This window comes from Lysobacter soyae (genome assembly GCF_019551435.1).
Lineage (GTDB): Bacteria > Pseudomonadota > Gammaproteobacteria > Xanthomonadales > Xanthomonadaceae > Solilutibacter > Solilutibacter soyae.
This window is the reverse complement of the sequence record NZ_CP080544.1, coordinates 789,515-806,899: the sequence shown is the minus strand read 5'-3', so window position 1 is coordinate 806,899 and position 17,385 is coordinate 789,515. Positions and strand designations below refer to the sequence as shown.

Genomic DNA, 17,385 nt, shown 5'->3' with positions numbered 1-17,385 from the left:
AAGGACCCCATGAACGTATTGACCAAGAGCGCCATCGCCGCCGCAGTTGCGGCCACCATGCTTGCCGGCTGTGCCACCTACACCGGCCAGACCAATGATCCGAATGATCCGAACCGCACCCGCAACGGCGCCTTGATCGGCGCGAGCATCGGCGCAGTCGCCGGTCTCCTGTCCGGTAAAGACGCGACCGAGCGCCGCCAACGCGCAATGGTCGGTGCCGGTATCGGTGGCCTCGCCGGTGCGGGTATCGGTGCGTACCAAGATCGTCAGGAAGCCGAGCTGCGTCGTCAGACCGCCGGCACCGGCGTTGACGTGCAGCGCGATGGCGATGTCATCAAGCTCAACTTGCCGGACGGCGTGACCTTCGACTTCAACAAGACCGAAGTGAAACCGCAGTTCTATCCGGCACTGAACAACATTGCCAGCACGATCAAGGAATACAACCAAACGATCGTTGAGATCAATGGACACACCGACAACGTCGGTTCGCTTGCAGCCAACCAGAAGGTGTCGGAAGGTCGCGCACAAGCGGTCGGTAACTATCTGGCCGGTCAAGGTGTGCAGTCGGTGCGTATGGAAATGCACGGCTACAACTACCAATACCCGGTGGCCGACAACACCACCGATGCGGGCCGCGCCAAGAACCGTCGCGTCGAAATCCGCCTGATTCCGGTCAACAACGGCGCCTGATCGTTCCGACCGATCGGTGAAAGACAAAACGCCCGGCATGCATCGCCGGGCGTTTTTTATGCGTCGTCAGAAACCGAGCTTTGCACCGGCCCCAAACAGTGTGGCCAGACCCAAAAGCGCAAAAATCGCCGCGGCAATGGAATGCACCAGCCTCATCGGAATTTTTGCGGCAAGCTTGTCGCCGACAAAGACCGCGGGTACGTCTGCGATCAGCATGCCGAGGGTCGTACCGATCACCACCATGACCGGTGTCGAATAATGGGCTGCCATGGCGATGGTTGCGATTTGGGTCTTGTCGCCCATCTCAGCCAGGAAGAAGGTCACCAGGGTGGCGCCGAAAACGCCGAAGCGTTTGCCGATTCGGGTTTCCTCTTCTTCGATCTTGTCCGGGATCAGGGTCCAAATGGCCATCCCGATGAAGGACAGGCCCAGCACCCAGCGAAGGATTTCCGGGCTGACCGATGCGGTGATCCAAGCGCCGAGTGCGCCGGCCAAGCCGTGATTGACGACGGTGGCGGCCAGGATGCCGAGAATGATGGGCACCGGTTTTTTGAAACGCGCGGCGAGAAGGAAGGCGAGCAGTTGGGTCTTGTCGCCGATTTCGGCGAGGGCGACGACGCCCGTGGAGACGAGAAGCGCTTCCAATTTCATTCCACCTTTGAAAAAGGGTCTGCATTTCTGCAGACCCTTGAAAAATGGTGGCCAGGGAGGGAATCGAACCCCCGACACGGGGATTTTCAATCCCCTGCTCTACCAACTGAGCTACCTAGCCGTCGCTTTCGCGAGCCGCCAAGTATAGCCAGACCTCCGAGTCGCGGCAAGCCCGACGCGCAAAGCTTTTCAAGATGAGCAGGACAGCATCGAACAACCGGGGGCATTGCGCGCCCAATCCGGGCGCTTTCCGGCGACTCCGGTAAATCCTGCGTGCGGCTCGTAAGGGCGTCGAATGACCTCAAGCAAATCCAAAATAACTTGCTCGTCGCCCGCTTCCGCGCGCTCGATGGCACGTTGCGTCATCCAATTGCGCAGGATGAACGCCGGGTTGGCTTGGCGCATTACGGCCATTCGCTGCTCGGGATCCCAGCCATCGGCTTGAACACGTGCTTTGTATCGCGACAGCCAGTTCTCAAAATCACCCATGTGGGCGGCACGCTTGGACAAGTCGTAGTGCGCCTCGTCAAAATGCGCCGTGTTCAACGCCCCTGCGTCCGCGGATCCGAGTGCGTTAAAGAAGAGCGTCATGTCGACTTCGGCCACATGCATCCAGACCTGCAAATCGGCCATCAAGCGCAAGTCTTCTTCCGTGCAGCCCGACAACCCGAGTTTGCGTGCGGTGTTCTCGCGTGTGCGAGCATCGAATTCCGCCGCGTAAGCCTCAAGTCCCGCCTGCAATGGCGCTACGTCGTCAAACAACGGTGCGATGGCCGAAGCCAATTGCTGCAAGTTCCAATAAGCGATGCGCGGCTGCCAGCCGTATCGGTAGCGGCGCCCCTGCGCGTCAGTGGTATTAGGGGTGAAATCAGGATCGAATGCGTCCAGGAACCCATAAGGACCGTAGTCGATGGTGAGACCGAGCACACTCATGTTGTCGGTGTTCATGACGCCGTGGACGAAGCCGACGCGCATCCACTCGGCAATCATCGTAGCGGTGCGAACACATACCGCCTTGAACCATTCCGCATAAGCATCAGGATCCGGCTGCCCCAGCTGCGGAAAATCGCGGGTGATGCAAAAGTCGACCAGGGATTGCAGCAATGCTTGGTCGCCGCGTGATGCCGGCAATTGAAAATGTCCGAAGCGCAGGAACGATGGCGAGACACGACAGACGATTGCGCCGGGCTCTTCCCGCGGGCGACCGTCGTAAAACATATCGCGCAAGACCGGATCACCGGTCGACATCAAGGACAGGGCGCGTGTGGTCGGGACACCGAGGTGGTACATCGCTTCGCTACAGAGGAACTCACGAACCGACGATCGCAATACGGCGCGCCCGTCAGCATGGCGCGAATACGGCGTGCGTCCTGCCCCTTTCAGTTGCAACTCCCAATGCGCGCCGTCCGCTGCGACGACCTCGCCCAAAGTGATTGCACGTCCGTCGCCCAGTTGACCCGCCCAATGCCCGAATTGATGCCCGCCATAGTTGGTCGCATGCGGCTGCATTCTGGGGAGCAATGCATTGCCGGAGAACACATCAGCAAAACGCTGTGATTGCGCGATCACTGTCGGCAACCCGAGCACCGATAACATGTCATCCGACACCGCGATCACGCGTGGCGCCGACACAGGTTCGGGCGCCACTGCCGACCAAGCGGCCAGCACCTGACGTACGCCGGGACCGGTCACCGGATCTTTCGGCAACTTCCTCGGAAAGCTGTTGTCAAACAACAGGATGTCTTGCAAGTCATAGGTCATCGCCTCAAAGATGGGGTTTGCTCGAAGCCGAAGCAAGCTTCCAACTTCACCATTCGTAACGGTATCCTTTCATTAGCTTCAAGGAACAATTCCCATGACCTTGGTACGTACCCTGCTCATCATTTTGCTTTCGGCTTTGGTCGGCGCTTGCGCTTCCACCGGCGGCGCACGCATCTCCGAACCGGATGCGCGCATCCAACAAATCCAAGTGGACGCGAACGGGCGCTGGAACGTCACCGTGCGCTTGCAGAATTACAGCAGCATTGAGATGCGATTCGACCGTATCGCGTTAATGGCCCGATTCGACGACAGCACTGTCGTGCCGCTGAACGCTGCGCCGGCAATGACCGTACCGGCCGAGAGCGCCGATGTCTTCAACTTGCAGATCACGCCCGATGCACAAGCGAAATTGTTCATCGCCGATGCGTTGGCCAGCGGTCGCAGCCTGCCCTACACCTTGGGCGGCAAAGTCAGTGCCGCGCCCGGCACCGGCGGCGCGCGCGACTACATCCTCGATTCCAAACACAATCAACTGAGCCCTGTACCCGGCCTGCCGGGCACGTTGCGCTAATTCGGAGAACCCATGAGCAATCGTTATCGCGCCCCTGTTGACGACCTGCGTTTTGCTTTGTTCGATGTGTTGAACACCGACAAAACTTTCGAGGCCGTCGGCAAACCTGAAGTCGGCCGCGAATTGGTTGACGCTATTCTCGACGAAGCCGCGCGTTTCACCGAGAACGTGCTGGCACCGCTGAATTCCGTCGGCGACGAACAAGGCTGCACTCTGGATACCGCCACGGGCGCGGTGAAAACGCCGGAAGGGTTCAAAGCGGCCTACGAGGCCTATGTGGAAAACGGTTGGGCCGGTCTCAGCGCACCCGAGGAATTCGGCGGACAAGGCATGCCGCATGTGGTCGGCGCGGCAGTGAAAGAAATGATTGATGCGTCGAACCTTGCCTGGAGCAACTTCCCCCTGCTCTCGCACGGTGCGATGGACGCCCTTCAGTTCCACGGCAACGATTGGATGAAGGAAACCTTCTTGAAGCCACTGGTGAGCGGACTCTGGACCGGAACCATGTGCTTGACCGAACCGCACGCGGGTACCGACCTTGGTCTGTTGAAAACCCGTGCAGTTCCCAACGAAGACGGGACTTACACCATCACCGGCACGAAAATCTTTATCACCGCCGGCGAACATGACCTGACTGAAAACATCATTCATTTGGTCTTGGCAAAGCTGCCGGATGCCCCGGAAGGCAGCCGCGGCATTTCCTTGTTCATCGTGCCGAAGTATCTGCTCGACGACGCGGGCAAGACGACAGCAACGCCGAACCACGCCCGTTGCGGTGCGTTGGAACACAAGATGGGCATTCACGGCTCTTCCACCTGTGTAATGAATTTCGACGGGTCGAAGGGTTATTTGGTCGGCCAGGCTAACAAAGGGCTCATGGCGATGTTTACCATGATGAATTCGGCACGCCTCGGCGTCGGCATTCAAGGTCTCAGCCAATCCGAACGTGCCTATCAAAACGCATTGAACTATGCACGTGAACGTCTGCAAATGCGCGCCCTGACCGGGCCGAAATTTCCGGACAAACCGGCGGATCCGATCATCGTCCATCCGGATGTCCGCCGCATGCTGCTGACGCAGAAAGCCCTGATTGAAGGCGGTCGTGTGCTGGCATTGTTCGCGAACACCCAAGTGGATTTGTCCCATGCCGCTCCCGGCGAAGCCGAACGCAGCGATGCAGACGCGATGGCCGGATTCCTGACTCCCATCGTCAAAGCTTGTCTGACCGAGTGGGGCGTCGAATGTGCCTATCACGCTCAACAGTGCTTCGGCGGTCACGGCTACATCGCCGAACACGGCATGGAACAGATCGCGCGCGATGTGCGCATCACCACGCTATACGAAGGCACCACCGGTATCCAAGCGCTCGATTTGGTCGGCCGCAAATTGCTTCAGCTCCAAGGTGCGGGTTTCAAGCCGTTCGCACAAATGGTCGGCGAGTTTTGCCAAGCGAATGCCAACGACCCGTTGTTGGCGCCGTTTGTCTCGGAGCTGTCCTCTCTCCTGCAGGAATGGGTGGCGACGAGCCAAAGTATTGCCGGCAAAGCAGCGCAGAATCCTGATGAGGTCGGTGCGAGCGCTTACGACTACCTGTTCTATTCCGGCTATATCTGTCTCGCCTACTTCTGGGCCCGGTCGGTGAAGGCCGCGCATGCCACAGACGCGGCATCGAAAAGGGCCACGGCCAAATTGGAAACCGCCCGCTTCTACTACGACCGGATCCTACCTCGCACGCGAATGCACTTGGCTGCCCTGCAGAGCGGCGCGGACAACCTGATGCGATTGGACGCCGACCTGTTCGATTGATCGCATCACTGTTCACAAATCGTCACAAATCAGGTATATGCTGGATTCCCGTATGGAGCCAGCACACACACCCGATCGTGTGAGACTGGCCGGAGCCCAAACGGGCCCGGCGATTGACAGCTATTCCCCGGAAGAAACACGCATTCATACCCTAAGACCCAGCGTGCGTCTGCTTGCGCTCGATGCGCACGGGCAGGCGCTGGACTGGATCAGCTGGCAAGATGCCGCCTGTCTGTACGCGCGCGATGCGGTGGCCTGGACGCTCGGTGACCCATGCATTCGACTCCATGGTGGTGTGTCGCGCCTCACCGGCAAGCGCAGCGCGTTGGACGTCCACCCGATCATCGCTGCCCGCAGCCACGCCCGCGGTCGCCATGCCTGTCCGACACCGTCCCTGACCAACATCGCATTGTTCGCGCGTGACCAACAACTGTGCATGTATTGCGGTGGCAGCTTCCCGCGCAGCCATCTCACGCGTGATCACGTGCAACCGGTGTCCAAGGGCGGCTTGGATATTTGGGAGAACGTCGTAGCGGCCTGCGTCGGCTGCAACTCCCGCAAAGGCAACCGCACGCCACAACAAGCATCGATGCCCCTCCTCGCGATTCCTTACCGACCCAGTTGGGTCGAGCATCTGATTTTGTCGAACCGGCACATCCTGGCCGACCAGATGTCCTTCCTCAAGGCACAAATGCCGAAACGGCCGTCACGCATCCTATAGGTCCGTAGTTGCCGGTGGCCGCCTGCGCGGTACACTTGCAGGTCTAAGGAACAGGGAAGCGGAAATGGCGTTGAAATTGGGTATGACAGGCATGGACGGTCAAACGCAGGCTGCGTTGACCACGGCATTCAATGAAGTGAACGCCGCCATCGGCAAACCGTTCGAACTCACCCAAGGCAACGACGCTGATTTCGTCATCGTCGACATGGATAGCTTGTACGGCCCGATGAGTTTCATGCAGCTGCACAATGCCGGTAAACACGTCATCGGATTGACGCAGGCCGCAACGACCAAAGCCGACTCGCGTTTGGCACGCCCGCTGGACTTGGCGCAATTCAAGGCCGTTCTGACGGCAGTATCCGGCGGCGCTGCCAGCGAAACCCCCGCAGCGGCTGCGCCGATTGCCGGCACGTCGGGTGCGACCCCGGCGCCTGCACCGGCTGACGTATTGCCGGAAGAAACGGTCGCACCGACCCAGGCACCTGCCCCCGCGCAACCCGCAGCGCCGGTTGCCGCCGCCGCCAATGTTTCCCCGGAACCGGTGAGCGCCCCGGTCGCTGCGGCGCCAGAACCGGAGCCGGAACCGGAACCCGTTCCGGAGCCGCCGCGCACGCGCAACTTGGTGGATTGGCTTGAACCCGGTCAATTGAACACGCCCGTGCTGCTGACACGAGACGGCCTGCCGGAACTCATCATTGATCCGGGTAAGCGCGAATATCGCGGTCCTGCGACCTTGAAATCGCTGGCAGGTTACTTTGACGGCGAGGTCACCCAAGATGACCTCAAGCCGGCGACCGACGCCGATCTTTTGCGTACCGCAGGCAGCGCACAGCCGCTGCAACGTCTGGTGTGGCTCGCCGGCCTGACTGCTGGAAAAGGGAAGCTCGAAACCGGCGTCGGTGAACGCGCGGATTACGTTCTGACCAAGTGGCCGCAAACCGAACGCGAATACCCCAAGCATTTCCGCATTGCCACGGCGATGATGAAAGGTCCCTCGCACATCATGGAAATCGCCGATGCCGCTGGCGTGCCGGTGGAAGACGTGGCGGATTTCATCAACGCCAATGTGGCGACCGGATTCGCATCGGCGAGCCTCAACGGTGCGCCGCTTGAGTTGAGCGGGCCGTTGGCAAAGTTGCGTCCGCGCTGATTTCCATTCGGTCAAGGCGGCCTGTGTGCGCCGCCTTGTCACGCGCGCGTTTACAATACGGGGATGATTGACGCATCACGATATCCCCGTCTTTCGCGCATAAAAACGCCACAAGACCTGCGCACATTCGAGCCTTCCGAACTCCGGGCGATTGCGGACGAGCTGCGTGCCTACCTCATTGAATCCGTTGGCAAGTCCGGCGGACATTTCGGTGCGAATTTGGGCGTGGTCGAACTCACGACCGCCTTGCACTATTTGTTCAACACGCCCGAAGATCGCATCGTCTGGGACGTTGGCCACCAAGCCTATCCGCACAAGATTCTGACCGGTCGCGGCGACAACATCCACACCGTCAAACAAAAAGACGGTGTCGCACCTTTCCCCAAACGGGAAGAGAGCGAATTCGATACGTTCGGCGTCGGTCACTCGTCCACGTCTATCTCTGCCGCACTCGGCATGGCGGTGGCCAACAAACTCGCCGGCAATGATCGTCGCGTGGTGGCCATCATCGGCGATGGCGCGATGACGGCCGGCATGGCCTATGAAGCTTTGAATCACGCCGGCGGCATGGAGGAAGAACCCAACCTGCTGGTGATCCTCAACGACAACCGGATGTCGATCTCCGAAGCCGTCGGCGGACTCACCAAGATGTTGGGCCGCATGACCGGCAGCCGTACCTTGAACGCATTGCGCGAAGGCGGCAAGAAACTGCTGGGCGACAAAGACAAGGCGCCCGCGCGATTCGTTCGACGCTGGGAAGAGCATTGGAAAGGCATGTTCGTGCCTTCCACTTTGTTTGAAGAGATGGGCTTCCATTACACCGGTCCCATCGACGGTCACGATATGGAATCCCTCGTGGCCACCCTGAAGACTTTGCAAGGTTTGAAGGGTCCGCAGCTCTTGCACGTGATCACCACCAAGGGCAAAGGCTATGAGCGCGCGGAAGGTGACCAAATCGGTTACCACGCGGTGTCGCCGTTCAATCCCGATCTCGGTGTGGTGGCCAAACCCGGCGCGGTCAAGAAACCGACCTACACCGATGTCTTCGGTGAATGGCTGTGCGACATGGCCGCTGCCGACCCGGCGCTGCTAGGCATCACCCCGGCAATGCGCGAAGGCTCCGGCCTTGTCGAATTCTCCAAACAGTTTCCGGAGCGGTATTTCGATACGGCGATCGCCGAGCAACACGCCGTGACCCTAGCAGCCGGCATGGCCTGTGAAGGGGCGAAGCCGGTCGTCGCCATTTATTCCACCTTCTTGCAACGCGCCTACGACCAGTTGGTGCATGACGTTGCCATTCAAAAGCTCGACGTGATGTTTGCCATCGATCGCGGCGGCGTGGTCGGACCGGACGGCGCCACGCATGCGGGCAACTTGGATCTGAGTTTCCTGCGCTGCGTTCCGAACATGGTCGTTATGGCGCCGTCGGACGAACACGAAGCGCGGCTGCTGTTGAATACCGCTTATGCATACAAGGGACCCGCCGCCGTGCGCTATCCGCGTGGCAGCGGCACGGGTGTCGCCGCGGGCGATTCACTGGACGGTGTTGTCATCGGCAAGGCCGTGGTTCGTCGTCAAGGCTCCCGAATCGCGGTGCTTGCGTTCGGTGCGCCGCTTCCGGCGGCACTCACTGCCGCAGAGGCCTTGGGGCTCACCGTTGTCGACATGCGTTTCGTGAAGCCGCTTGATCGTGCGCTGATTCTAGAACTGGCACGCAATCACGATGGCTTTGTCACTGTGGAAGACAACGTGGTTGCGGGCGGCGCCGGGTCCGGCGTCTCGGAACTGTTGTCCGCCGAGAACATCGTTCTGCCCGTGTTGCATTTGGGCTTGCCGGATGCGTTCCAACACCACGCCAGCCGCGAGGATTTGCTGGCTGAAGCCGGTCTTGATGCCGACGGCATCCGTGATGCCATCATCAAGCGCTGGCCGGATCTGGCACAGACGCCTGCACGATCCGCGCAGGGATAAAAGAAAAGGCGGCCTTGCGGCCGCCTTTTCTTTAGGGCTCGACGATCTCGTAGCCCTTGCTGCGCAGCGCGGCGAGGTAGCCGTCCCGGCCAAGCAGCATGTCTACGGAAAGCACGGCAAATGACCTTTCGTTATTCACCAATGCCTTGTCGACGGCCGACAACCAATTCGCTTTCATTTTGCTTGGCGCATCGTGCAGTCCGCGTTTCGCGGCGACTTTCGCTTCCATCAAGGCTTGCACGCAATTGCTGCCGAGATCGCTGATCGGGAGTTGTCGAATGCGCGCGACGTCACCGCGCGCCCAGGCATTGGCACGTGCTTTCACCGCCGGAATGTTGTTTTCGAGCAAGGCCATCGAACTCGACAAGCAGGATTCATCATTCATGGACTCGTCCTTGAATTCCTTCAAGGCCTTGGAAGGATCGTCAATCGTCAACTTGATCGACGTGCTGGTCACCTTCAACTTGGCTGCCTTGGCCGCATCCCGAATCGGCGGCCAAATCAAGGATTTTTCGCTCAAGCCGCTCTTTGCATAAGCCGCCCTCAGCAATTCGCCACCCGCGAACATCGGGCGTTTTTTGTCGACATCTTTGTCATTGGGCATGTATCGCGCTTTCAGTTTCTGCCAACGCGCGTACGCGGGCGCGGACAAGACATCTTTCAATTGTTTGCCGTCCGGATTGCGGTCCATCTTGCGCAAACTGTTGTATAGAAACAGCCCCTTGAAGAAACCGATATTGGCATTGATGTCGATGCTCGGCGGATAAATGATTTCCTGCGATTGGGCAATCACTTCCTTCACCGTCGCGGACTGCCATTGCATGCCGCTGGGGAGCGGTGAAACCGTCCCGAGAATCCACACCGTGTGGCCGCCCTTGCTGACCTGCCAAAGACCCGGACCCGGCTGGGCACCCTCGACATTCACGGAATCAAGTTGTGTATAGGTGGGCGATGTTGCCGGCATGATTTGAGTCGCCGCCTGTCCCGCGGTGACACTTTGCGCATGCGCAAATGTATGGGCAAAAGGTGCCGCAGCGACCAACGCCGCCGCGCAATAAAGCAAACGCATGTAGTTCCTCCCGTATGTGTTTATCGACAGACCGCAACTTGCCGTCGAAGTTCATTTCCCCGCGCGAACAATAACCGAAATTCCCAAGACGTCTGCGTATGTTCCGGCGCGATAAAATTGACGGAGATATTGCAGGTCGAACGCATGGACACGCTCGCGTCGAAAGTCAGACACGAAGTCGAGATCAAACACAGTCGCTTCATCGCACAGGCCATGCCCGTGACATCGCCAGAACAAGCGTTGGCATTTTTCAAGGAAGTCAGCGACGCCGATGCCACGCACAACTGCTGGGCTTGGCGTTTGGACGGCGAATATCGCTTCAACGATGATGGCGAGCCCGCCGGCACAGCAGGTCGCCCCATTTTGTCTGCCATCGACGGCCAAGGCCTCGATCGGATCGCCGTCGTGGTGACACGATGGTACGGCGGCATCAAACTCGGCGCGGGCGGCTTGGTTCGCGCCTATGGCGGCACCGCTGCGGAATGCTTGCGCACGGCGCCACGCCAACCACTCATCGCCATGTCGGACCTTGAAATTTTGTTTGGCTTTGAAGACACCGGCGCAGTGCACAGCACCCTCATGCAATTCGCCGCAGAAAAAACCTCCGAGCATTTTGATGCCGCGGGCAGCACCGTCAACGTGCGTCTTCCGCTATCGGAGGTTGATCGCATCAAGGTCGCCTTGCGGAACGCCACGCGCGATCGCGCTCAGGTCCGCGTCGATTCAAACGCACTCTAAGAGGCCGCTATTCGCTGGCGCTGCGGTCCGCATCGTCGAAGACAACCCGTTCGGCCCGACCGGAACGACGCATGCTGATTTTCTCTGAAACAGCCGACCACGCCGCATCGTTGCCACGCTTGGATTTGTGGAATTTGAGTGCGGCATGGGCGGATACCCCCATGCCACGCGCATCCTGGAAGGCGGTTTCATCCGCACTCAAGAAAACAAAATCCCAACCCAAGGCTTTCTTCGCTTCAATCAGTGCACTGACACGCGCCCGATTGAATTCGCGACTGGCGTTTTCCTGACCGTCGGTAACCACCACGAAAATCACCTTACCGGGGCGTTCGGATTCCGGAATTGCCGCGAGCTTGGCTTCCAGATCGAGAATGCCGCGACCCATCGCATCGTACAGCGGCGTGGAGGCGCGAGGCACATACTGCTCCAGCGTCAGGGGCTGCACCGCGGCGATGGGTTCGAAAGCACGGAGCACCTCGAACGGGTCTTGGGAATCGAACTGCACCAGCGTGAAACTGGCCGGATGCGGCGCCGCCTGTTGTTGCGCGAGAAAGGCATTGAAGCCGCCGATGACATCGGCGCGTATGCATTCCATCGATCCGGTGCGGTCGAGAATGACCGAGATATGGCTGTGTTCATTCATGGCTGTGCCCCGAGAGTAGGTCAGCCGATACTGCGGCGCCCCTATCTCACAGTTTGCGACGCGCAATGTCAGTTGCGCCCTTTGCCTGTACTCAGCGCGCCATCGGCCGCTTCGAAACAAAAGGATTGTCGGCAATCACAAATCGCAGAGGCGCCTCAACCGCCTTGCTGATGCCGATTCGCGGACAGGCGATAACGGTCACCGGTGCATGTGCGTCGTCGATCACCGTAAAAGGCCCGCCGCCTACAACGTCCGTCCCATCTGCGTGTCGATCAATACCCATGGCTTGTGCCAGCTTGCCTGGCCCGTTGCACAACTGTTTGAACGCAACATTTCCCCGTGCTGCTTCCATCAGGTCGATGCCCGCCATGGGTTGCGCCGCGCGCAACAGAACGCCTGCACCAAAACCCTTCGGACCGCAGACCACATTGGCGCACCAATGCACGCCGTAACTGAAATAAACATACATGTGACCGGGCGGTCCGAACATGGAACGATTCCGCGCGGTCTCACCGCGAAACGTGTGCGCGGCAGGATCGTCTTGTGCATAGGCTTCGGTTTCTACAATCCGTACCATGCGGCCGTCGTGCGCGACCAAACATTTCCCGAGCAACTCGGGCGCAACGATGTGCGGCATGCGATCAAAGAACCGGCGGGTCAGTGTTTTCACGATCGACGAATTTGCCTGCATGAATGGGTCGAATATCAATATAGGCTTGAAAACGTGAACATTCCGCACACGTGCTAAGGAAAAACTCACTTCCCTGTAAGGTTATGCGGACCACACTGATCCTGCCCGACACTTGTTTTGTCGGTGCAGTGGAGAACTACCAATGAATCACAATCAGCAGCATGAACGCTTGAATGACCGCAATCAGAGCAATATGGGTCAAGAAAAAAAGAAACAGGCAGTCGACAACAACAGCAACACAGACAATACGAAGCGCGCAAAACCGCGTGCCCACACGACCGCAGACTCCGGGTCGGCCGATCAGAAGGACACGCGAGCCAACAACGAAAATCGCCACTGAGAGCGTCGAACTTCGTTATCACGTCGTCCAATGTGACACGGTTTGAATGGAGAAGCGGACGCGAAAGCGTCCGTTTTCCGTTTCAGATTCACGGAGCAGCTAACGTCGGAGTGCATACTGGAAGAAAATCGCCGGCGCCCCGCTTGGCGGAAGCCGGAGCCCCCAACGCGTTGCCCTCACACCGTTCCGCTCAACCTGATGAAGTTCGGGATGCACGTGCCTCCGGCTTGACCTACGTGCACGACGACGCGCCCGGCATTTCACGTTTGCGAGCCGGCCGAAGCTTTCGTTACCGAATGCCTGATGGCCACTGCGTCCGGGACGCAAAGGCGATCGATCGCATTACAGCCTTGGCGATACCGCCGGCGTGGAGCGATGTTTGGATTTGCACCTCTGCAAACGGCCATTTACAGGCCACCGGTCGGGATGCGAAAGGCAGGAAGCAATATCGCTACCATGCTGCTTGGCGCAGCACACGAGACAGTGGAAAATTCGATCGGGTGGTGTCCTTCGGACAGCAGCTGCCAAAATTGCGGGCTGCCGTTCGAAAGGCGCTCGCGGCTCCCGGATTCCCGCGTGAAAAAGTCATTGCGATGGTTGTCGCAGTCCTCGCTGACACGCTGATCCGTGTCGGCAACGCAGCCTATGCGAAAGAAAACAATTCATTCGGAGTGACCACGTTGCGTAACCGCCATGTCGACTTCGTGCAAGGAGGTCGCGCGCAATTTCATTTCAAAGGCAAATCCGGAAAAACACACGACATCGCGCTGGACGACAAGCGGCTTGTAAAGCTCATTCGCAAATGTCAGCAACTGCCGGGCCAGGCGCTTTTTCAGTACATCGATGAGAACGACAAACGCACGCCCGTTGAATCGGGAGACGTGAATGCCTGGTTGAGAGAGATCGCAGGAGATGACTTTACAGCGAAGGACTTTCGGACTTGGGCAGGCACCTCAATAGCGTTTCGGCGCTTTTGCGAGACGCCGCTGCCGGAGGGTGTCCAGGGCAAGCCGCCCTCAGAACGCGCATTGGCGAGCATAGAAAAGGCGATCGTGGCGGAGATCGCCGAAGTGCTGGGCAACACTGTGGCAGTCTGCCGCAAATCCTACATTGATCCTGCCGTATTCGAAGCTTGGCGGCAGGGAAAGCTAAGCAATGTGCAAGCACGGACGCGTGGCCCAAGACAGTGGGAGGCAGAAACCCTCGCCTTCTTGAAGCGCGCGCGAAGGGCTAAACACAGATAGCCGCCCCGCTCAGGCCTTCTTGCGTCGCGACGCGGTCGCCTTCTTGGCAGTCGCGGGTCGCTTCACTGTCTTTGCGCTCGCCTTGGTCGCTTTCGCACCCTGCCCTTTCTTGGCCAGACTTTGTTGCAACAGCGCCATGAAATCGACGACGTTGGTTGCCGCGTTTTCTTCGGCTTGTGGCGTGTCCAGCACCTTGGTGGTGGCACCCCTGGCCTTGATGCGCTTCTTGATGATCGCCGATAGACGCTCACGAAACTCATCATGGAAATCACCCGGTTCAAACTTTCCGGACATCGATGCCACGAGTTGCGTTGCCATCTCCAACTCCTTGGCACTGATGCGGTAATCCGCCTTTGCACCCTTGGGCAAGTTGTATTCGGCCGGATCCACAAGTTCCTGCGGGTAGCGCATCAACACCAGTGTGATCGCGTCTTCGTAAGGCATGACCGCAGCCAAATATTCGCGCGAGCGGATTACCACACGTGCAATTCCCACTTTCTTCGCCTTCTTTAAAGTCTCGCGTAGCAGCACGTAGCCCTTCTCGGCCTTCTTGCCCGGGACCAGCACATACGGCTTCTCGAAATAGCGGGGATCAATCTCATCTTCATCGACGAAGGCTTCAATTTCTACGCTCTCGTGGCTTTCGGGCGCAGCAGAGGCGATGTCATCCTTCTCAATGACGACATAGCTGCCCTTGTCATATTCGAACGCCTTCACGATATCCTTCCACGGAACTTCCTCACCTGTTTCCGCGTTGACACGTTCGAAGCGGATCGGCTTTTTGTCGCGCGCATCCAACATGCGGAAAGACAGGTCGGTGCTTCGGCTACCGGGCATCAATGCAACCGGGACGTTCAACAGCCCGAACGACAAGCTACCTGTCCAGATGGGGCGTGCCATATGCGCTTCTCCTTAAATCCGATGTCAGTCCGAGTGTCGCAAAGTCTGCTTCAACGCACGGTAGTCTCCCCAAGGATGCGTCGACCAAGCCGCCATCCGCGGGAGGGCGTTCGCAAGGTTAAAGACATCGCCGCCCTCGGTTCGGCCGAGTTCCGACCATGCGAGTGGCATCGCCAGGGGAGCGCCCGCTCGTGCCCGCAGCGAAAAGCTCGCAACGCTGGTCGAACCGCGGCCATTTCGAAGCCAATCAATAAAGATGCGACCGGTCCGTTTCGCCTTATTGGCCGTGGCGGTATAGCGATCCGGATGCAGCGCTACCATCGTCTTTGCAAACGCTTCGGCAAAAGGTTTCGCATCAGACCACGGGACCGGCGGGTTGAGTGGCACGAACACATGCAGGCCCTTACCACCACTGGTACGCACGAAAGACGCCAAGCTCGCCTTGCGCAAATTGTCGTGCACTTCGCGCGCTGCGCGCACAACCTCCTTCCAAGGAAGTCCGGGATCCGGATCCAAGTCGAACACCAGACCGTCGGCATGCTCCGGTGACTCGGCGCGCGCACCCCAAGGGTGAAACTCCAAGGTGTTGAATTGGACGAGGATTCGAACGTCGTCTTCCGAATGTACAACGGGCGTGTCGGCGTCCAAGGACGCAGAGGTCTTCGGTGGTTTTGCGCTTGCGCTGCGCATGTCGGCGGTGGCGTGTTTCTGGAAGAAGCAGTTCCCATCAATCCCGCCCGGGCACCTGACCAGAGACAATGGACGTCCTTCTATCTCTGGCAAGAACCAATCCATCACGGCGTTGTAGTAATCCCAGACCTGTTGTTTGGTAATTCCCGATTCGGGGAACAGAATTTTCTCCGGACTGCTCAAAGACACCGCGACGTCGGGTGACCGCAGGTCTTCAGCGCGTTTGTCTGGACGTACGGTTTTGAACGAGGCTTGCCGCAACAGTCCGTTGCCGCCGAATCCTCGCACGTAGACCTCCACCACTCCTTCCGGCGGGATCCAGAGTGCTTTGGAAAGATCGGTATCATTCTCCGGCACCCGCACGGTTGGGCGCGGGGTTCCATGCCCGTCCAGCGTGCGCGCGAAGGCCGACAATACGTCGTCACTGATGCCGCTGCCGACCCGCCCGACATAACGCCATCCGCTTTTGCCTTCCGGCGTCGCAAGGAGCAATGCGCCGATGCCCTTCCGTCCGCCCTTGGGATGCGTGTACCCGACAATCGCAAATTCGTCGGATGCAATTGCCTTTGTTTTGAGCCAATCCTCGCTCCGACCCGCCATGTAACGGGAGTCTTCACGCTTCGAAATGATGCCTTCATAGCCTGCATTCACCGCAATTTGAAGGGCGCGATCCGCAGAGCTTTTCGCCACTTGGGTGAACCCCACTCCGCCGTTCCTCCCATCCAACAAGGCCTTCAGTCTTGCTTTTCGCACGGATAGAGGGAGCTCACGCAGGTCTTCCCCGTCCACTTCAAGAAGATCGAAAGCCATATACACCAGAGCATCTGAGCGACCTGCCTTCAGCGCCGCCTGCAGTGCATTGAAATCTTCGCGCGTACCTTTGCCTGCGATTACTTCACCATCCAGGATGGCATCGTCAATGTTCAAAGCTTCCACAGCTTCGACAACTGCAGGCATCTTTGTGCTCCAGTCGAGACCATTCCGGGAATACAAGCGCGCCTTTCCGTGTCGGAGGATCGCAACAATGCGATATCCATCCCATTTGATTTCATGAATCCAACCGCTGCCTACGGGGGGGCGGTCCACCAATCGCGCCAGCATGGGTGCGGGTGGTGAACTCGAGCGCTTGCGTTTCGCGGATACAGCCTTATTGGAATGAAGAGCTGAGCGCTTGCCTGGACGTCGCGCGCGAGCCAGGTCGACCGCGTCGGGCAGGGTTACGCCCTCGAGCAAGTCATCTGCTTCGATCGGTCCGGCCCATGCGTCGTCCGACTTGAACAACAGCCATTGCGGCTTTGTTGCACTTTTACGCGTCCGGACCAAATGCCACTGTCCCTTCAGCCGCTCGCCATGCAAGTCGAACTTGAGATGCCCTTTCTCAACCATTTCGAACGCGTCTCCGCCGATCGGCGTCCAGGTGCCGGCATCGAATACGGCCACATGCCCGCCGCCGTATTGATCGTGGGGAATCTTGCCTTCGAAGCCCGCGTAATCCAGTGGATGATCCTCGACCTCCACCGCCATTCGTTTGACCGACGGATCGAAGCTCGGACCCTTGGGCACGGCCCAGCTTTTCAGCACGCCCCCCAACTCCAAGCGGAAGTCGTAATGGCGATGGCTTGCATGATGTAACTGAACCACGAAACTTAGATCGCGCGCTGCGCGCTTCCTGCGCATGGCGAGACCGTCGGGTTCCGGCGTCTTCGAGAAGCTACGCTTCTTGCGGTACGCCTCAAGCGCCATCGCAGC

14 protein-coding genes, 1 tRNA gene and 1 pseudogene are annotated in these 17,385 nt (G+C 58.9%); 8 read left to right on the top strand and 8 right to left on the bottom strand.

The window, feature by feature from the left end:
- Positions 1 to 9 precede the first annotated feature (9 nt).
- On the top strand, positions 10 to 690 hold the full coding sequence (locus H8L67_RS03845; protein WP_220380442.1) for a YiaD family glycine zipper/OmpA-like lipoprotein: 681 nt from the start codon (positions 10 to 12) through the stop codon (positions 688 to 690).
- Between the two features lie 66 nt (positions 691 to 756).
- Here the strand turns inward: H8L67_RS03845 and H8L67_RS03840 are convergent, their stop codons facing one another.
- From H8L67_RS03840 to H8L67_RS03830, 3 genes are all read right to left on the bottom strand, one after another.
- Positions 757 to 1,341 (bottom strand): TMEM165/GDT1 family protein, encoded by a 585-nt coding sequence (locus tag H8L67_RS03840; RefSeq protein ID WP_220380441.1) that lies wholly within the window; start codon positions 1,339 to 1,341, stop codon positions 757 to 759.
- A 45-nt stretch (positions 1,342 to 1,386) separates the two neighbouring features.
- Positions 1,387 to 1,462 (bottom strand) — tRNA-Phe (locus H8L67_RS03835).
- Between the two features lie 68 nt (positions 1,463 to 1,530).
- Complete coding sequence (locus H8L67_RS03830; RefSeq protein WP_220380440.1) at positions 1,531 to 3,102, bottom strand: protein adenylyltransferase SelO; 1,572 nt, start codon at positions 3,100 to 3,102, stop codon at positions 1,531 to 1,533.
- A 94-nt stretch (positions 3,103 to 3,196) separates the two neighbouring features.
- Here H8L67_RS03830 and H8L67_RS03825 point away from each other — a divergent pair, with 94 nt between their 5' ends.
- The 5 genes and pseudogenes from H8L67_RS03825 (at position 3,197) to dxs (ending at position 9,321) form a co-directional block, all read left to right on the top strand.
- A complete protein-coding gene (locus H8L67_RS03825) occupies positions 3,197 to 3,673 on the top strand; it encodes an LEA/WHy family protein (RefSeq protein ID WP_220380439.1) in 477 nt (158 codons plus the stop codon).
- 12 nt (positions 3,674 to 3,685) lie between these two features.
- The gene (locus tag H8L67_RS03820) at positions 3,686 to 5,479 is read left to right on the top strand and encodes an acyl-CoA dehydrogenase C-terminal domain-containing protein (RefSeq protein ID WP_220380438.1); all 1,794 of its coding nucleotides are present in this window, start codon (positions 3,686 to 3,688) and stop codon (positions 5,477 to 5,479) included.
- A gap of 142 nt (positions 5,480 to 5,621) precedes the next feature.
- Positions 5,622 to 6,200: pseudogene (locus tag H8L67_RS03815) on the top strand (HNH endonuclease); the annotation flags it as partial.
- 64 nt (positions 6,201 to 6,264) lie between these two features.
- Positions 6,265 to 7,350 carry a hypothetical protein gene (locus tag H8L67_RS03810; protein WP_220380436.1) on the top strand — a complete coding sequence of 362 codons (1,086 nt, stop codon included), beginning with the start codon at positions 6,265 to 6,267 and terminating at the stop codon, positions 7,348 to 7,350.
- A 63-nt stretch (positions 7,351 to 7,413) separates the two neighbouring features.
- Positions 7,414 to 9,321 carry a 1-deoxy-D-xylulose-5-phosphate synthase gene (gene dxs / locus H8L67_RS03805; RefSeq protein ID WP_220380435.1) on the top strand — a complete coding sequence of 636 codons (1,908 nt, stop codon included), beginning with the start codon at positions 7,414 to 7,416 and terminating at the stop codon, positions 9,319 to 9,321.
- Between the two features lie 31 nt (positions 9,322 to 9,352).
- On the opposite strand, the gene H8L67_RS03800 is transcribed toward dxs, so the two are convergent.
- The gene (locus H8L67_RS03800) at positions 9,353 to 10,390 is read right to left on the bottom strand and encodes a TraB/GumN family protein (protein WP_220380434.1); all 1,038 of its coding nucleotides are present in this window, start codon (positions 10,388 to 10,390) and stop codon (positions 9,353 to 9,355) included.
- Between the two features lie 144 nt (positions 10,391 to 10,534).
- Here H8L67_RS03800 and H8L67_RS03795 point away from each other — a divergent pair, with 144 nt between their 5' ends.
- Positions 10,535 to 11,128, top strand: a complete 594-nt coding sequence (locus tag H8L67_RS03795) for an IMPACT family protein (RefSeq protein ID WP_220380725.1) — start codon at positions 10,535 to 10,537, stop codon at positions 11,126 to 11,128.
- A 7-nt stretch (positions 11,129 to 11,135) separates the two neighbouring features.
- Here the strand turns inward: H8L67_RS03795 and H8L67_RS03790 are convergent, their stop codons facing one another.
- Both H8L67_RS03790 and H8L67_RS03785 read right to left on the bottom strand, forming a co-directional pair.
- Complete coding sequence (locus tag H8L67_RS03790; RefSeq protein WP_220380433.1) at positions 11,136 to 11,771, bottom strand: vWA domain-containing protein; 636 nt, start codon at positions 11,769 to 11,771, stop codon at positions 11,136 to 11,138.
- 91 nt (positions 11,772 to 11,862) lie between these two features.
- On the bottom strand, positions 11,863 to 12,441 hold the full coding sequence (locus H8L67_RS03785; protein WP_255556028.1) for a DNA-3-methyladenine glycosylase: 579 nt from the start codon (positions 12,439 to 12,441) through the stop codon (positions 11,863 to 11,865).
- 447 nt (positions 12,442 to 12,888) lie between these two features.
- On the opposite strand from H8L67_RS03785, the gene H8L67_RS03780 reads away from it, so the two are divergent.
- Entirely contained in the window at positions 12,889 to 14,046 is a 1,158-nt protein-coding gene (locus H8L67_RS03780) for a DNA topoisomerase IB (protein ID WP_434063423.1), read from the top strand.
- Between the two features lie 9 nt (positions 14,047 to 14,055).
- Here the strand turns inward: H8L67_RS03780 and ku are convergent, their stop codons facing one another.
- The gene (gene ku / locus H8L67_RS03775; protein ID WP_220380431.1) at positions 14,056 to 14,946 is read right to left on the bottom strand and encodes a non-homologous end joining protein Ku; all 891 of its coding nucleotides are present in this window, start codon (positions 14,944 to 14,946) and stop codon (positions 14,056 to 14,058) included.
- Positions 14,947 to 14,970: 24 nt separating this feature from the next.
- The gene (gene ligD / locus H8L67_RS03770; RefSeq protein WP_220380430.1) at positions 14,971 to 17,379 is read right to left on the bottom strand and encodes a DNA ligase D; all 2,409 of its coding nucleotides are present in this window, start codon (positions 17,377 to 17,379) and stop codon (positions 14,971 to 14,973) included.
- Positions 17,380 to 17,385: the final 6 nt, after the last annotated feature.

Excerpts from the sequence above, each read along its gene's own strand:
- H8L67_RS03845 (WP_220380442.1), top strand. The coding sequence starts at position 10 with ATGAACGTATTGACCAAGAGCGCCATCGCCGCCGCAGTTGCGGCCACC.
- H8L67_RS03840 (WP_220380441.1), bottom strand. The coding sequence starts at position 1,341 with ATGAAATTGGAAGCGCTTCTCGTCTCCACGGGCGTCGTCGCCCTCGCC.
- H8L67_RS03830 (WP_220380440.1), bottom strand. The coding sequence starts at position 3,102 with ATGACCTATGACTTGCAAGACATCCTGTTGTTTGACAACAGCTTTCCG.
- H8L67_RS03825 (WP_220380439.1), top strand. The coding sequence starts at position 3,197 with ATGACCTTGGTACGTACCCTGCTCATCATTTTGCTTTCGGCTTTGGTC.
- H8L67_RS03820 (WP_220380438.1), top strand. The coding sequence starts at position 3,686 with ATGAGCAATCGTTATCGCGCCCCTGTTGACGACCTGCGTTTTGCTTTG.
- H8L67_RS03810 (WP_220380436.1), top strand. The coding sequence starts at position 6,265 with ATGGCGTTGAAATTGGGTATGACAGGCATGGACGGTCAAACGCAGGCT.
- dxs (WP_220380435.1), top strand. The coding sequence starts at position 7,414 with ATGATTGACGCATCACGATATCCCCGTCTTTCGCGCATAAAAACGCCA.
- H8L67_RS03800 (WP_220380434.1), bottom strand. The coding sequence starts at position 10,390 with ATGCGTTTGCTTTATTGCGCGGCGGCGTTGGTCGCTGCGGCACCTTTT.
- H8L67_RS03795 (WP_220380725.1), top strand. The coding sequence starts at position 10,535 with ATGGACACGCTCGCGTCGAAAGTCAGACACGAAGTCGAGATCAAACAC.
- H8L67_RS03790 (WP_220380433.1), bottom strand. The coding sequence starts at position 11,771 with ATGAATGAACACAGCCATATCTCGGTCATTCTCGACCGCACCGGATCG.
- ku (WP_220380431.1), bottom strand. The coding sequence starts at position 14,946 with ATGGCACGCCCCATCTGGACAGGTAGCTTGTCGTTCGGGCTGTTGAAC.
- ligD (WP_220380430.1), bottom strand. The coding sequence starts at position 17,379 with ATGGCGCTTGAGGCGTACCGCAAGAAGCGTAGCTTCTCGAAGACGCCG.